Source organism: Halodesulfovibrio sp. MK-HDV, from assembly GCF_009914765.1.
Classification (GTDB): Bacteria; Desulfobacterota; Desulfovibrionia; order Desulfovibrionales; family Desulfovibrionaceae; genus Halodesulfovibrio.
On the sequence record NZ_WYDS01000022.1, the window covers coordinates 27,166 to 43,790 of the forward strand.

The window sequence follows — 16,625 nt, forward strand, 5'->3', positions numbered from 1 at the left end:
AAGCATAACTCTAGTACCTACAGTGATACCTGCCCAGCATAGAAATAGCAACTATGAACTATTCCTAACTGCTTGCTCTGCAACTAAATATGTACCAGTGACAGAGTTAGTGTCGTTGATAATCTCCTCCGGAGTTCCCGCTGAAACAACGCGCCCACCATTCTCACCACCACCGGGACCAAGGTCGATCACATAGTCAGCTGCCATTATAACATCGGTATTATGTTCAATAACAATAACAGTTGCGCCTTTATCTACTAATTTTTGCAGTACGCGTATCAACTTGCCAACCTCGTGCATATGCAATCCGGTTGTCGGTTCATCAAGAATATACAATGTTCCAGGAAGGTTACGTTTACCAAGCTCTCTAGAAATCTTAATACGCTGAGCCTCACCACCGGAAAGAGTCGTCGCTGGCTGTCCAAGACGGATATATTCAAGTCCTACGTCTTCCAAAACAGATAGACGGCGTTTCAATGTAGGGTGATTTTCAAAGAACGCTTTCGCCTGACGAACCGTCATGCTCAGAACATCTGCAATGTTTTTATCTTTATAACGAACCTCAAGGGTCTCATGGCTGTAGCGTTTACCACCGCAGACATCACAAGTGACATACACATCTGGAAGGAAATGCATTTCAACGCGAATCTGACCATCACCGCTACAGGCTTCACAACGTCCGCCACGAACGTTGAAGCTAAAACGCCCCGGCTTGTAGCCGCGTTTTTTTGCATCCGGTGTCATGGCAAAGATATTACGGATTTCATCAAAAATTTTAGTATAGGTCGCAGGGTTAGAACGCGGTGTTCGTCCAATAGGAGTCTGATCGATTGCAACAATACGTTCAATATCCTCCAGCCCTTTAATCCCTTTAATCTGTCCCGGGTTATCCACCTTAATGGAATTTGCCAGTGCGATGTGCTTGTACAAAGAATCCACAACAAGCGAACTTTTACCGGAACCAGAAGGCCCAGTTACACAGGTAAGTGTACCAAGCGGGAATTTAACATTCAGGTTTTGCAAGTTGTTCGTAGAAACGCCCTGCAGTACAAGATCATTTTCAGCAACGCGGCGCACTTCAGGGATATCGATCACCATCTCACCGCGCATGTATTTAGCGGTAAGAGTGTCTGCTTCGCTAAGCATTTTATCGACAGTACCATTAAACATTATTTCACCACCGAGCATACCGGAACCAGGTCCAAGCTCAATAAGCGTATCTGCTTCACGCATTGTTGCTTCATCATGTTCAACAACAAGCACGGTGTTACCACGCTTCTGCAAACTACGAAGCGTATTGATAAGGCGGACATTATCTTTAGGATGCAAGCCAATAGAAGGTTCATCCAACACGTAAGTTACCCCTACAAGGCCGGAACCGAGCTGAGAGGCAAGACGAATACGTTGTGCTTCACCACCGGACAATGTGGACATATTACGGCTAAGAGAAATGTAATCCAGCCCTACGTTCACCATAAATCCAAGACGATGAGTTAACTCTTTCAACAACGGCTCTGCCACTACCATATGTGATTCTGAGAATGTCTGCTGCTGTAGCCACTCAAGAGCACGCCAGATAGACAGAGAACAGAACGCGTGAATTGAATGCTCACCAATGCGCACAGAAAGAGATTCTTTTTTCAATCGCGCGCCATCACAAGCCGGACAAGGATGGCTTTGTCTGTAGCGGGAAAGCTCATCACGCCATGCATGACCAAACTGCATACCACGTTCGAGTAAAGAAACAACGCCAGGCCAATCGCCTTGACCTTGAAATAACGCCTTCCATGCTTTAGCAGAAAAATCAGCGAAAGGAGTTTCCAGCGTAAAGCCGTTCTTTTTGCCCAGAGCCGTCAGGTCATCAGAATAACGTTCCATGACTTTAGGATTCTTCCAAGGCAACAGGCCGCCGGTTTTAAGGGATAAGCCCTTATTCGGCGCAAGTAAATTTGGTTCGAAATAGTCTACAGAACCGATACCGGAGCATCGGGAACATGCACCCTGTGGACTGTTGAAGGAAAATAGCTGTGGAGAAAGGCGCGGCAGACTGATCTTACAGGTAGGACAAACCGACTCAGTAGAAAGGGCTCTATCTTCACCACCGACAATGGAAATGATGAGTCTTCCTTCACCATATTTAAGCGCAAGTTCAACAGAGTCCGCTAAACGTCCGCGTAAGCCTTCCTTAATAACAAGACGATCGATAACAAGATCAAGTGTATGCTTCTTGTTTTTTTCAAGCTCTGGAGCGTCATCAATGGTATGCATTTCCCCATTAATGCGCACACGTACAAAACCCTGCGCCTTCAGCTTTTTGAACTTGTCAGCATGGGTGCCCTTCTGGTGTTCAACAAGCGGAGCCAACAGCATAAATTTTGTGCCGGTTTCCAGCTCTAAAATTTCATTAATGATTTCATCTGCAGCGCGGGCAGAAATCGGCTTGTCACACTTAGGACAATACATGGTTCCAAGGCGAGCATAAAACACACGCAGGAAGTCATAGATTTCTGTCACTGTACCCACTGTAGAACGCGGGTTACGGGTAGAGGCCGTCTGCTCCAAAGATATTGCAGGAGAAAGTCCTTCAATTTTATCCACGTCCGGCTTATCCATCTGCGGCAAGAACTGTCGAGCATACGCAGAAAGAGATTCCACATAGCGTCGCTGACCTTCTGCATATACAAGGTCAAAAGCAAGCGTAGACTTACCAGAACCCGACGGGCCACACACAACAACTAGCTCATCTCTCGGGATATCGAGAGTAAGATTCTTCAAGTTATGCTGTCGGGCACCTTCAATATGAATCACATTATCTTTGGTCATTGTTATCTCATATGTGCACTGCACTATTAGTAACTAGTTATCATTAAGAAGTAGACACTAGCAGTATGTAATCAGTTATCCAGTTTACGCAACCCCTGAATTGTGGAAAAGCAAGATTGGCAGAAAATCATGCCCACATCTTCACAGCTTTGTCTCAGTCAGCTATATTTTTTCAAAAAAACGAAAAAGATTACGTAAACCTGTTGACAGCGGGCGCTACTTCTCATAGACACATTTTCACACATGCCGGGATGGCGGAATTGGTAGACGCAGCGGATTCAAAATCCGCCGGCTTTACAGCTGTGGGAGTTCAAGTCTCCCTCTCGGTACCATGTGCATTTTCAAGGGGTTACGTACTGTCTTCACGACGGATCGTAATCCCTTTTTTCGTGCTTAAAGCCCGTTTTGGTACGGTCTTGGTGCGGTTCTGCGAATCTACCGCAGGAATACTGCCTTCATATCCTATCAAGAATACAACAAAAGATGCCGCAACAGCGGCCTCCTTATCCAACGCCGGCAGCGAAGCTCCGGCAAGGGCAACGCAAGCGTTCCCCCTACATCTCCCCCTCCTCTCTATCTCAAAGACCACAAGAAAGTCTAAAGGGCAGCTATTGCCCAACGATTGCACGCAGCATCGTAGGTTCTTTCCAGCCTTTCAACCCACAGGGGTCGTTTGGGGCGCGTTGCGTTTATGGATGCGATGTTTAGAAAAAAGTGAAAACTTGAAAATCGTGCAAGCTCACAGTTCATCAGCACCTCATTCGCTCCTGCAAGTTGGATGGATATTTGTTTCACGGAACTTTATCGCCTCAATCAAAATATCTTTGCACTATCGTTCGCATGAACTCTACGCCGTTTCTTTAAACTGGCAATGTGTCCCAACTCGCTTTGATTATACATTGGAGGTGGCAGCATGAGCCGTGCAAAGAAATCTACCCCTGCAACTTCTGTTGATAAACAACAGAAGACTGCCTCACCGAATAGTTCTCCCAGTAATTCTCCCAGTCCGGCAGAGGAAAACGCACAACCAGCTGCGCCGAAACTTACTGCCATCGAAGTTGCACAACTCAGCCAAGCAGACTTACGCGCATTGATACAAGCACAAGTAGCTGAAGAGCGACAATCAATATGGGAACAAACCAAGAAAAACTACCCGAACAAAGACAACGCGCCCAAGCGTCTGCGTGATGACCTAGAAACCCCACCGCCGCCGGCAATGGTTTGGCAGGTGTTACACGTTCCAGAAAAGCGTGGGCCGCGTGTTGAACGTCTGGTGGAATCTGTCCGCCGCCAACAGCTTGGTGATGCAGAGCTCTTGATCGATTTAATTGGTGATCAATTTTGCTACGACCACAAGCGGCAGCAGTTTATGCGATTCACAAACTCCCACTGGGAAGATGACGCAAAAAAACAGCATAGAAAAGAGGTTGTACAGCTGGCTGAACATTTTGACCGGGGCGCCAAAATGCAAAGCAAAAAAGCTTCTGAACTCCAAGAGCAGATTGAAATACTTGTCAAAAAAATAAGCGATGCAGACGAGCCTGCTCAAGCCGATCTTATTGCGCTGGCAGAAAAAGAAAAAGAATTATCTAAAGCACACTACAACAACAAAAAATTCAATAACCGTGCTGACAAGCTCCGTAACGATCGCCGCACTGTTGGCATCCTAAATATGGCAACTAGCGGTGAAGATACTCTTGGAATGGATGGTACCGAGTGGGACAAAGACCACACTCTGTTGCCCTGCGTTAATGGAGTTATTGACCTTAAAACTGGCCACCTCCTGCCGCCAGATCCGAAATACAAAATGCGTTATGCCTCGGAATGTGAATATCGTGGACTACATGAAGAAGCACCATTCTGGACTGATTTTCTTCACAAGGTGTTTTGCGGCGATCAAGAGCTGCTTGAATATTTTGAGAGAGTAATCGGCTATGCCGTCACTGGCCTAGACAGTCATAAAGAAATTTATGTTGCTTTTGGCCCCAGCGCCAACAATGGAAAATCAAGCCTCTTCGACACGATCAAAAATGTGGTTGGCGGTTATGCGTCAACAATAAGCAAGGGAGTACTCTTGCAAAGTGGAAAAAAAGTAGATGGCCCTGACCCTGCCCTAATCGTCATTGATGGTTTGCGTATGGCCATTGCTTCAGAGCCAGACCAAGGGGAAAAGTTCAACAAAGAAATTATCAAGCAAATTACCGGCTCTGATGAAATCAGCGCTCGCGGCTTGTACACGTCACAAGTGGTGTTCAAACCACGCTGCAAACTTTTTATCCACGCGAACTTCATGCCGCAAGTTAACGGGGCAGACAGAGCCTTTTTTAATCGCCTCCGTTTGATTCCATTCAATGCGAGTTTTACCAAAAATCTACATGAGGTGGATGAATCCAAGCATATCTACCTCGCCATGCCACGCAGTTTGGTGGACGAAAAGTTGAAAGAAGAAGCACCGGGTATTCTTTCTTGGATTGTGCGTTGCGCTCGAAAATTTCTTTCTGATCTTGCGCTTAACCCACCACTAAGTGTGATGCATGAGATCGAAAATTATAAGGAAGATATGGACCCTGTTGGGGCATGGATTAGCAACTGGTGCGAAGAACATCCACACGACTCAAATATCCACACTCAAGCCAAACATTTGTATGAATCTTTTGCCTGCTACTGCAAAGAAGAACTCAACATCGATGAGAAATATATCATTAGCAATCGCAAGTTTGGCGATCAAATGAAGCAGAAATTTACCCGTGGAAAAACCAACGTGTACCACTATGTTGGCATCACCATTAAGCCCGGATATCGAGCAGAAGATCGGCCTGAAAGTAATAAATAGGAAATCGACCTTTCGACTATTTTTGAGACAAACTATCGACTCAAAAAGGCGATGGTCGATTAACACAACAGCCCGTTTTTTAAGACTTTATCTTATTCTTTTCGACCTTCTTCGATCTTTAAAAGAAAAGTTAAGAGTAAAAAAAAGAAGAGAATAGGAAAAAAGGCTTAAAAACGCCCTCTTTGAAGACACTATTGAGAGAATAGTTTCCGGCAAAAGGTCGATAGAGGTCGAGCACTCGCTTAACTAGCTATATACAAAGGACTTTATACTTAATCGACGATCAATTTGAAGGTCGAGAGCCATTTCTGCAATAGTCGATAAAAACATTCGCTCAATACTTAGGCGGAGATAACTATGGGTTACGCATTAGAATTCCTTGGACACCATGAACGCGAAGTAATTGCACGTTCTCTTTTACAAGGCATTGATGAACAACACAGCACACAGGACAAGGTTTCTGCCCACTGCCCTATGCACACAGAAGGAACACCGGGTGGTGCCTTTATCTATTATCCTGAATGGGACATGGCCAAGTGTTATTCCTGTGGCGGTATTACCGACCTTATCGGGCTGTACAATTTGGCACACGGTAGGGAAACCGGAGATCCTGACGGGATGCGCGAGTTCATTAACGAATACGCGCAAGGGCAAACGGGCATGCGCTCCGCAAAGAACCGCGCCCGTGACGGAGAATTTGAACGAAAAGTAAACTTAAAGCCTGAAGAAAAAGCACCACAGCAATGGTCTGATCATGCGCTAAAGTTTGCCAAGCAATGCAACGAGATTTTGCTCAAGTCTCCTGAACTGCTCGAGCAGCTTTGGAACTGGGGCATCCAGATTGAAACTGTAAAAGAACAGCTCATAGGCTGGAACCCAGAACGTGCATTTCGCCCGTATTCTTCATGGGGCTTGGAAACTGAGAAAAACGAGAACGGTCGTGAACGCTGCATCATGCTTCCGGCAGGTTTTGTTTTCCCCTGCCTGCAAGATGGCGTTGTGACGCGCATGCAGATCCGGCGCGAAGATGGGCAGCCTAAATACTACCAGATCAAAGGTGGCGGCAAAGGCCCCGTGATCATCGGTAATCCGGACAGCAAGATTTTCGTACTGGTTGAAACCATCCGCGATGCGGAGCTGGCTTTTCAAGAATTAAAAAAATATGGCGCAGCTTCAATGGCTCTTGGCGGTGCTTCTGTTCGCCCTACTGAAGAACAACACGCCCTGCTGAACAAGGCCGACTTGATTCTTAATGCTCTGGATGCAGACCAAGCAGGCGCAACAAACAGTCACCACTTTGAGCCGTGGAACAACGCCCGTTTTGCCTGGATGAATATGTATCCAAACGCAGTGCGTTGGCCTGTGCCTCAGTCATGCGGAAAAGATTTGGGAGACCTCACCAATACACCGCTTTCTGTTGAAGCATGGTTTCTTGCCGGCCTTCCAGACCATATGAAGAAAAAAATTTCGATAGATACCGCTACGCAAGGGGATGCACAGGAACAGACAGCGCACCAAGAAGAGGATGTCGCAAAGCAGCCTGTGCCGCAGCAATCAGCCGATGTTGTAACAAAAGAGACTCCAGTATTGAAACCTGTTCCAAGTTCAGCCCGTATTGTGCGCCCACTGCCGCCACCGGAAAAAATACCGATCGAAGTCTATAAAAAGCTGCATGGATACGCGCAACCAAGAGGGGCACAACTTGTTCTTGAAAAAGGAAAGTTAGAAATTAAGTGGCGGCAAAATGAAGATAGGAAACTAATCAACTGGGGCAAACGCTCATTAGATGGACAACCGACAATGGTTGAATTGCTCAAGAAGTATATGGAGGCAGCGTAGCATGGCAGGACGTATTTTTGAAAACCCGCACCAAGTGCATCAGTATCTCACCAACGAGTGTGGCTACCAGTGTTCCGACGGCAAAGTACGCAAGGCTATAGCTGCCCGTAAAATTCGATCACGCAGAGGCGGTGGCTTTTCTCAAGCAGAAGTTGACCAATACGGCCATAGCAATCTTGAGAAGAAAATTACTGTAGCTTCCCCACAGGATAGCATCCCAGTGGGTGGTGATGGTCTTGCACCGGAAGCAAAAACAAAGGCAGAAGCAAAGCTGAAACAGGTGCAAGCAGAACGGGCGCAATTTCTGCTGGATAAAGAGCGCGGCAAGTTTATTCCCACCACAGTAATGGAAGCTGAGCTGGGGCAACGCGCTAAAGCATTTAAGCTAGGACTGGAAAAGTTTGCTCCTGATAATGCCGTAAAAGTTGCTGAGATATTTGGCGGCTCCGAATCAGCTGCCCGAGAATTATGCACCCGTCTCAATGCAGATCCGGAAGAAGGAATCCCGCTGGTAATTGATTTTACCCATTCACGCATTGAGCACTTTACGCGCATGTGGCGCAAACAAATGGTTCACTTCTTGGATTCATACGCCACTGGCACATGGTGGACAGAAGAAATGCAGCAAGCCTGGGAAAAAATGCTTGAAGCTGAGGAGAATAAAGATGCAGCCTAGCCCGATAGCTTTAACGCAAAGTGAATGTGAATTCTTTTCCATGCCGGAAGCCATGCGCAGCTTTGATTGGATTCGTAAAAACGTGCGCGTTGTAGCAGGCCCGTACAAAGGACAGCTGTGGAATCCGGCAATATCTCCCAGCGCTGAAGAAATTCTTGATATTCTGGATGATGAGCAGGTGCGTAAGGTGTTTTTGATTGCGCCTTCACAGTCTACCAAAACAACGATTATTATTACGTGGCTGCTTGCAGCGCTTATGCGCAGACTCGACAACGTGGGCTATGGTCTTGCGGATGAAAGTTCTGTGCGCCGAATGTTTACCAAAACGCTGCATGAATATTTCCGGCTCTGCACCCCTCTAAAAAAGAAACTGAAAGGCATTGATGCCCTACAGAACACAGAAATTCAGTTAACCGGTGGAGCTGCCCTTCTCGGCATGTGGTCTGGTTCTGACTCCCGCGCCCGTTCTTTTTCTGCACCTATCGTAATTGTCGATGAAGAAGACAGCTATCAGGACAAATCTGCAGTACTAGCAATGGAAGAACGAACAGACGCTTACACAGGGCTTGGGCTTTCCAAGATCGCGCGATTATGCCGCCCCAAAGGGAATGAGGATGAGTCCACAATCTGGCTTGATGCCAACGCCGAGGCCGATACATGGCTAGTGCGTGAAGCTGTATGCCCCGTCTGCCGTACTGCACAGATAATGGAACACCAGAATATTGTAGCGCGTGATGGTAGCACAGACCCGCAGCGTATCCGCCGTGAAAAGCTTGGGCGTTACCAGTGCGAAAAATGCGGCTATTTGTGGACAGATCAGGCGCGAAACCAAGCACTAATGAACGGCCAGCTTGTTTCCCTCCGTGGTAAGCGCAAAGGGGCTGTTGTTGTGGCTGTGCATATGCGCGCATGGGAATCTCCACTTGTGTCGCTCTCTGACATTCTATGCCAGTGGTTTGAGGCGCAGGGACACCCGCGCAAGCTTCAGCGCTTCGACAACAATGTGTGTGCAAAGCCCTATAGATTCGTGCAGCTCAAGCAGAGCGAAACAGAACTGGAGCGTTGCATCTCCAAGCACCTTCCTGTTGGCATAATTCCGGACTGGGCAAAGTGCCTGACCTTTGCAGCTGACATGCAGAAAGATCACTTTAAATATTCTGTCTGCGCGCATGGCCTGCCCCGTGCTGAGCATGTTGTGGATTATGGCGTGGTACGAACCTTTGAAGAGTTGCAACAGCTCATTTTCGAAAGCCGGTACAAAACGCTGGAAGGAAATGAGCTTGGAATTTGGCGCGCTGCAGTCGATACCGGCGGCGGCAAAAACAAGGACGAACAAACCACCAGAACCATGCAGGCATATTTATGGCTGCTGTCTCTGCGTCCGGGTGTTGTGTTTGGAACAAAAGGTATGAGCCGCATTCGTGTCGGTGAAGCCGTCTATCACAAAGTGCTGGATAAGTACCCAGACGGACGCGCCATACGAGGCGGCTTGTCTCTGCACTTTATCGATACAGACCTATTCAAGCGTGACTGCTTCTGGAGATTAGCTGAAGGCTGGGAAGAAGAGCCGATAACCTTCCACAGCGACACCACACAGGAATACCTCAAAGAAATTGCTTCAGAAGAGCTTGAACGACAAAAGAACGGCAAAGAAGTATGGGTACGCAAGCGGGCTAACCACTGGCTGGATTGCCTGACAACACACCTCACCCTTGCCCACTGGCAATGGAAGCCAAGCTTAAATGAACTTGCAGGCAGTATGCAGGAAGCAGCTCCGGTGGAAGATGCAGCAATTGATGCGAAAGAGAAACCAAAGAAACAGGAAAACCCGTTCACAGATGGCATGACATTATTTGGAGGTGAGTATGAATAAAAAAGCAATCGTTACAATTATCGCTCAAGCAAAATCCGGCGTTGATTACGGAACACACGGGGCAATCTGCCCATGCTGCGGAAAACGTGCGCGCGTTCATACCACCAAGAAATCAGAGGGCGGTATCCGCATTCGCTACCACAAATGCAAAAACCCCGATTGCCTATTACAGCAGATCGGGGTGGATATTAAGAGTGTGCAATGTGATGAGGCGGCTTGATATCATTCATACTAACATATAGATATACCGACTTATAAGTAATGAGGTGTAAATGAACCAAAGTATATCTTTCTGCCCATGGGAACACCAATGTGGATGTCAGTGCCCAGACTATGATCAAGACTTTGACCAAGCTATTGCTAAAGAACTTAACGCACCACTCACATTGGAGCAAATCCAACATACCAATATAACGTGGTTTGCGAGTCTCGAATATGACGGAGACCATTTTATAAAAGATCTAGGGATAACAACACAAAAAGGTTTGTACATAATATGGAATAAAGATGATTATTGTCCTAATCACCAGTTATTTCAAATGACCGCGTTATATGTCGGCAAGGGAGATATTTTAAATCGGATGGTTTATCATGTGAAAACAAAAGATTTTGGTGAAAATATAAATCTATACGCAACATACCTTGAATTTCCAAATAGAATAGCAAAGTATGTAGAACAGTTACTGCTTGATCTATACGATTTCCCAATGAATACATTCGAAAATTATGGGGAAAAACCATTGTATGCATTCTTCACACAGTGTGAAGTCGATTAAGTTTCCTTAGTAAAAACCCCGATTGCCTATTACAACAGATCGGGGTGGATATTAAGAGTGTGCAGTGTGATGAGGCGGCTTAGGCTCATGATCATCCATGAAGCAGGGAAATCTTTCGAGTATATAACTTGAAATTCTGTTGATCTCGAAGTCAGTTGTAGAGCCATAAGAGTTTATCTTTTTCAGCTTCCCCTTTGCACCTTGCAACACTTCAAAGCATTCACGGAAAAATTGCATGAAATTTTCGTCTGATTCTAATCGTGATAACTGCAAAATATCAGTGAGATATTTTTGGAAATCTCGTGTGATACGCAGCAAAGGGAAATACGGTTTTAACTCTTTTTCAAAGCAACTAATCTCGACAGCTATAAATATTAAAAAGTTGATTTTGCTTTCACCAGCAACAGCTAATTTATTACACCCCCTCATTGTCTTTGTGAACAAAAACAAAACATCAGGTGATGAATATTGAGGTGCAGTAAGATTTGTCTGATTTGCAAAGTAGACTAGCTCATCAAATACTGTATGCATCTTTTCTCTATAACTGTTGATATCAGCTATATTTAAGCCCAACGGTTTCCCATTTTTCGTTGTCACATCTCCAAAGGCTAGTTGTTTTTTTGTTGAACTGATGAATAATGCTTCTGGAATCGTTTTTACTAGGTCTTTAAACATATCTATAGCTCCTAACGGCTCCTCAAAGCTTGAGCCATATTTGAGAGCTAATCCATCATGATACTTATTAAAATACAAAAGTACTCTTCTATTTGGAATCAGATCTTCTTTTGATAAAGCATTTGGAAAAATTTTTCTGTATAACTTTAGTTTATTACGAAAAACAAATTCATTACCAACAGCTTCTTCAAGATATTCAAGCAATAATAAAAATTCTTTTTTGTGATCAGCAAATGCCGTTACTTCTGTTATTTTTTTAGCATGCAATAACGTCGCAAGAGTAAAAAAAGCAGCCATCCCTGTAAAACATCCAGCAGCCATAGCACCTACTGATGCCCAATCTATAACATCTGATCTTACATTTGGATCAAAAGCTATGTATCCTCCGACAGCCCAGTAATGAATAAGAAAAAGAAGCGGCACAACTCCAAAGAACAAAGCAACTTGAACGGCTTTGTCTTTTACGAAGCTCGCAGCCCTTCTAAAGAACTTAAAATCTGAAAACACTCCTATCTCCCCCAAAATGATTAACGCTATATAGATATACTCAAGAACGACACTACGAACTATGGTCATTACTGCCTCCGGCTTTGAGGTAGCGCTTTCCTGAAAGCAAATCAAATAAATAAATCGGATAGTTAGAAAAGTTCAGAATAGGGAATGCTCCTGCAATCCCTTGACACCACACACAATCACATGCTTAATGGGTATCGGTGCTTAGAACACACCTAATACATAGCGGACAACCGCTCCCGTCAGCAGTGGCTTTTTTGTGCCCTTTTTCCGACGTTCCGTGGAATTAGTGCATCCAAATTTATTTTGCCTCTATTTTGTCGGGAGTCTGCAAGCCATACAACACCCGTATGGGAAAAGTTTGCAGGGCGCACTATGTAGCGTTGTTCTAAGCTCCCGACATTTTTTATTTTGGTTCTTAGAACAACCGATATACATAGGAGGCATCATGCCTAATTCCACTTCATCCACTGCTCTTATCGATCACTTAGGTGAAATTCTCTACCCTATCCAAGCCTACGCAGAACTACTCCAGAAAAGCGATGCAGATATTGCTTTTATCGCGGGTAATGTTCTTATTTCTCTCTGCAATGATGCAGAACGCAGAATGGAACAATTAACCGACGGTATGGAAAATCAATTCGGATCTCTTGCGGTGAAAGGATCTCTCGTAAAAGAGATTGTGCGAGGAGGCTAACATGATGGGCAGTAACATCCCCTATCAGATAAATTATGTGTAAGAAAAAACCCCGATTGCCTGTAAAGGCAGTCGGGGTGAATTTTATGAAAGTACAAAATGATGAAGCGGCTTAATCTTCTTCCATGTCTCTTCTGCACTTCTCAGTAAAAGGTACACAAGGTACTATCTCATAGTCTATGTAGGTCTCATTCGTTCTAATATCTTTATTTTTTTCATCAAAGAAAACAGGGTGCTGAGATTTTGTGGAATAGCTCCTGCCTTTAATAATATCTGTCATTTCAACTAAATCTTCATCTAAAATCTCTAGCTTTAGGTACCTTGTCTTACTCTCAAAAACTACAGATTTCTGTGTAACTTTGATATCTTTTTTATCAAAAAAGTCTTTTGGGTAATCAGCACAATACATTTTTAAAGTTTGTGCATATGAACTATACACAGTTCTTAAGTTGAAAGATTGAATAAGTTTTTCTGGAGTAATTGAGGCCCCATATGAAGAGCTAACACTAGCCAGTAACATAATTGCGATAAATATCGCTTTGACTCTGTTCATATTTCTGACTCCCAATAATCAGCTTCATATTTTCTTCTTGAAGAATAATCATCACCAAAGTTTCGTAATGTTGCATGAGCCTTCTTCCAATCTTGCTTCGTCACATGACCCCAAAATATCGGTGCTCTTGTCCCATACTGATAGCTAACTGAAGCAATGACCGTTTGTTTTTTGGAAGAAAGACATTCAAACTTTACTTTACTATCCCGATTATATCTTCGCACTACTTTAGCTGTTTCATCCTTTTTGACTTTCCAATAAAGCTCTGTGCCTTCAGTAGATGAAATAGTTAAAGGCTTCTTAGCCAAAAAATTATAAGCAGTCATTTTTGTTTTCCCTAAGTAAGGGGTAAACTTAGTGATTAATGCCGTAGACAGATTCATTTTTCGTAAATCAACCAAACTATGATGTCCTAAGTCAAAGCCACAACCAATAGTTACTCCGCTTTGGCTCTTTTTAGGATTAGGAACGTTTGCAGTAAGGATAAATCCCTCTCGTGCTTTAATGAAGTCGTAATCGATGTCTACCTTGCACACTTTCTCTTTCCCACAATTCGGGCAAAGCTTAAGAGTCCTAATGTTTACAACAGCGCAAGTCGAATCAACTAAACTCTCCCGAAAGGCTAATATAGTTGGGATTAATATTTTTTCTTTCGATGCATAACAAGCATTTTCCTGCCGTTGATAAGTCTTAGGTTTCTCTACTGGTTGCTTTTTTAGAACGATCTGGTAAGTTAATCTTTTCACCTATCGAAAGTAACGACGAAGTACGAAACTTAGGATTTAATGTTCTAAGTTCATCGACTGTGGTGCTCTTCTTTTTTGCTATTTTTGAAAGAGAATCTCCACTTACCACTTTGTAAGTTGGTGCAGGGGGACGCTCAATAACTTTTTCGTCTAATGTTGCACGAAGAGCCGCAACATCTATCTCAACACCATATTCATTAAGCCAATTCCCAGTTTCAGCTAGTGCGATTTCAGCAGCAGTAATTTTCTTTTTTAAATATACAAGGTGCTGTCCAGTAACAACGCTACCATTTAACCGACAATAGATAAGAATGTGATGATGAGTTTTAGTAATTACAATTTCATCACTTAAAGTTTTCAAATGAGAACGAGTTACTGCAAAAATACACTCGTCCTTATTCGCTGTTACTTTAAACTCTTGAATAAGCTTCTTCTGATAAAAATGGTAGAAATACCCTTCTGTAGGAAAACCTAGAAGTTCATCGATCTGCACAGCTGGTATCACGGGAATCAAAACTTCATTTGCTTTCGAAGGCTTCTTTTCAAACAAATTCACGTCACAGGCAAACAGGTTACTCCCGCCTCCAATTCCGCTTTGAGGCTTGTAATATAATTTTCTCTTTTTATCAGAGGCTGCTTTGGTAGAAAGCCAAACGGTGTCCGTAGCAGAAGTATCTTGTGCTAACACCAAGCTAGCCTCTTCATCTCTTAGTTCAGCCAAATTAAAAGTTCCCGGAGCATATGTTGTTCTCTTGTCAGAGGGACATACTATCTCAAGATGATAACTATAATTTTTTTCTGGCTCAGTTCGCGTAGCCGCTGCAACTTCTTGAGATACGTATTCAGGTTCTTCTGCAGGTGGCAGACTGTCGCTTGAATCACATACTGCAGAACTCGAAAATTCAGGTGAGGATGTAACAAGCCTGTTTTCAGCATGCGTTATAGCCTCTGATGAAAGTGTCATCGCATGCGAATTATTTAAAGTCAGTTCTCCATCGACATCACTAAAAAGCGGTGTATCTGGTGATGCTGAAAGAAGGAACAGCTCTCCCCGTTGCAAATCATGTTGAATAGACCGCAACATTCTTCCTGTAGGCAATATCCGCTGCAATTCAGCTTTTGTAACTGCATCAAGATTTCCTTCTATCAGCGTTGCGTTATCTCTGCTAAGCTTTTCAAATCGTTCAAAGTAATAACTCATAATTTTATCTATATGTGTTTGTTGTTATATTGAAAACTTTGCATAACGCTAAATTATTTAAAAAAGTAAAGGCGATTAAGGCTGCTTTTCCCAGAGAATACAATAAACCCCGATTGCCTGTTATAGCAGATCGGGGTGAAGTTATGAGTGCATGGTGTAATGAGGCAGTTTAAGCCGCTTTTGGAGTAAATTTGATGGTAGATAATATTTTTGTGACCTGTTTGACTACCGAAGCATCTTCACAGGATATTTTATCTTTCTCGAACTGAAGCCCATTCATAATAAACTGCAGTTGAATATGTCCATCAAAGTAAAATTTCTGTGCTGCTCCTTCGTTGGTAAGAATGTGATGTAGCAACCGAACATTTTGAATAAATAAATATTTTCCCTTATCAGTAAGTGAAAGCAATTTCCAGTAAGCTCTTACGGGATCTTGAAAAAAATTATCAGTAAAGGGGAGTAAATAAAAATATTTTCCTGTTGCAAGGCTGCCATTTTTAAAAAGAAATATAAATGTCGAGCTGATATTAATTTGTGAAAGTTCAGCAGAAATCTCAAATGGATCATTTCCAGAATAGCTCAATAAGGTGTTAACTACTTCTTGCACTTCTTGTAAGCATTCCTCTGCTGAGAATATATTAAGTCCAGTTCGTCTTGCATTAAGTACGACTTGGCCTACTGATGTTTCGGAATTTGAATAAATTAGTTGCAGTTGATTTAATGTAATCGCTGAAAAGTTAGAGATTAAATTTTCCCCATATATCATCGGCCTAATTGAATTTGTATTTTTCCCATCAAAAAGATTGGAGACATGCAGCGCATTTGTGTAGCAAGAGTCCACATTGGATTTTAACTCAAATAAAAAAGCATTGTCATTAATTAGTGAGGTTAGGCTAACATTTCGGATAGTATTATTGGGAAAAATTTTTTTATAAAGATTCTCTTTATCAGAAATGGCAAAACGATTTTGGTATCGCTTCTCTACTGCTTCCAATGTTTCAAAGAAGATTGTTTTATGTTTATGATATTGATCCAATACTGCAAGCTCAGTTTGTACTGTACGTTGCCCAGAAAGTTCCTCATGTTGATATTTGACCATTGCGATCATTGCGACTGAGAAAAAAGGAGCCATTGTACCAACAGCAGTACTTATTGCTATAAACATTCTTTTATTTTCTGGCGCGTCAAACATACCCAAAAAAAATATCGCCATAGGGATACTAAACCCCAGCGCTATAAAACTGCCTACCCATGGAAACTTACTAAAATCCTTCACCACCTTCTGAAGATGCTTGGTTCCAGAGTACAACGCGTAAAGAATAAAACCACAGAAAAGAAATAATAAACCAATAACAATTAGTAATCCAATCAGACTCGTTAATTCAACGTCCATCACCACACCTATCTTATTTTAATAATT

General features: G+C 43.3%; 13 protein-coding genes and 1 tRNA gene. 8 read left to right on the forward strand and 6 right to left on the reverse strand.

What is annotated here, in order from left to right; all coding sequences use genetic code 11:
• Positions 1–51: 51 nt before the first annotated feature.
• On the reverse strand, positions 52–2,823 hold the full coding sequence (uvrA, locus tag MKHDV_RS15775; RefSeq protein ID WP_160716980.1) for an excinuclease ABC subunit UvrA: 2,772 nt from the start codon (positions 2,821–2,823) through the stop codon (positions 52–54).
• Between the two features lie 245 nt (positions 2,824–3,068).
• Between uvrA and MKHDV_RS15780 the strand changes: the two genes are divergently transcribed.
• The 7 genes from MKHDV_RS15780 (at position 3,069) to MKHDV_RS15810 (ending at position 10,820) form a co-directional block, all read left to right on the forward strand.
• Positions 3,069–3,155: transfer RNA gene (locus MKHDV_RS15780), tRNA-Leu, on the forward strand.
• Between the two features lie 581 nt (positions 3,156–3,736).
• Complete coding sequence (locus tag MKHDV_RS15785; RefSeq protein ID WP_160716982.1) at positions 3,737–5,656, forward strand: DNA primase family protein; 1,920 nt, start codon at positions 3,737–3,739, stop codon at positions 5,654–5,656.
• Between the two features lie 357 nt (positions 5,657–6,013).
• Complete coding sequence (locus MKHDV_RS15790) at positions 6,014–7,495, forward strand: hypothetical protein (RefSeq protein WP_160716984.1); 1,482 nt, start codon at positions 6,014–6,016, stop codon at positions 7,493–7,495.
• 1 nt (position 7,496) lies between these two features.
• The gene (locus tag MKHDV_RS15795) at positions 7,497–8,171 is read left to right on the forward strand and encodes a hypothetical protein (RefSeq protein ID WP_160716986.1); all 675 of its coding nucleotides are present in this window, start codon (positions 7,497–7,499) and stop codon (positions 8,169–8,171) included.
• Positions 8,161–10,044: a terminase gpA endonuclease subunit gene (locus MKHDV_RS15800; protein WP_160716988.1), complete on the forward strand. Its 1,884-nt coding sequence runs from the start codon at positions 8,161–8,163 to the stop codon at positions 10,042–10,044. The genes MKHDV_RS15795 and MKHDV_RS15800 overlap by 11 nt, the downstream gene beginning before the upstream one ends.
• Entirely contained in the window at positions 10,037–10,264 is a 228-nt protein-coding gene (locus MKHDV_RS15805; RefSeq protein WP_160716989.1) for an ogr/Delta-like zinc finger family protein, read from the forward strand. The genes MKHDV_RS15800 and MKHDV_RS15805 overlap by 8 nt, the downstream gene beginning before the upstream one ends.
• A gap of 52 nt (positions 10,265–10,316) precedes the next feature.
• Positions 10,317–10,820 carry a hypothetical protein gene (locus MKHDV_RS15810; protein ID WP_160716991.1) on the forward strand — a complete coding sequence of 168 codons (504 nt, stop codon included), beginning with the start codon at positions 10,317–10,319 and terminating at the stop codon, positions 10,818–10,820.
• 51 nt (positions 10,821–10,871) lie between these two features.
• Here the strand turns inward: MKHDV_RS15810 and MKHDV_RS15815 are convergent, their stop codons facing one another.
• Positions 10,872–12,071: a hypothetical protein gene (locus MKHDV_RS15815; RefSeq protein ID WP_160716993.1), complete on the reverse strand. Its 1,200-nt coding sequence runs from the start codon at positions 12,069–12,071 to the stop codon at positions 10,872–10,874.
• Positions 12,072–12,456: 385 nt separating this feature from the next.
• Between MKHDV_RS15815 and MKHDV_RS15820 the strand changes: the two genes are divergently transcribed.
• Complete coding sequence (locus tag MKHDV_RS15820; RefSeq protein WP_160716995.1) at positions 12,457–12,705, forward strand: hypothetical protein; 249 nt, start codon at positions 12,457–12,459, stop codon at positions 12,703–12,705.
• A gap of 112 nt (positions 12,706–12,817) precedes the next feature.
• Here MKHDV_RS15820 and MKHDV_RS15825 read toward each other — a convergent pair whose 3' ends face one another.
• The 4 genes from MKHDV_RS15825 to MKHDV_RS15840 all read right to left on the reverse strand — a co-directional run bounded on the left by MKHDV_RS15825 (position 12,818) and on the right by MKHDV_RS15840 (position 16,598).
• Entirely contained in the window at positions 12,818–13,258 is a 441-nt protein-coding gene (locus MKHDV_RS15825) for a hypothetical protein (RefSeq protein ID WP_160716997.1), read from the reverse strand.
• Entirely contained in the window at positions 13,255–14,004 is a 750-nt protein-coding gene (locus tag MKHDV_RS15830) for a pesticin C-terminus-like muramidase (protein WP_160716999.1), read from the reverse strand. Before MKHDV_RS15830 ends, MKHDV_RS15825 begins: the two co-directional genes overlap by 4 nt.
• Complete coding sequence (locus MKHDV_RS15835; protein WP_160717001.1) at positions 13,949–15,205, reverse strand: LysM peptidoglycan-binding domain-containing protein; 1,257 nt, start codon at positions 15,203–15,205, stop codon at positions 13,949–13,951. Before MKHDV_RS15835 ends, MKHDV_RS15830 begins: the two co-directional genes overlap by 56 nt.
• 169 nt (positions 15,206–15,374) lie before the next feature.
• Complete coding sequence (locus MKHDV_RS15840) at positions 15,375–16,598, reverse strand: hypothetical protein (protein ID WP_160717003.1); 1,224 nt, start codon at positions 16,596–16,598, stop codon at positions 15,375–15,377.
• Positions 16,599–16,625: the final 27 nt, after the last annotated feature.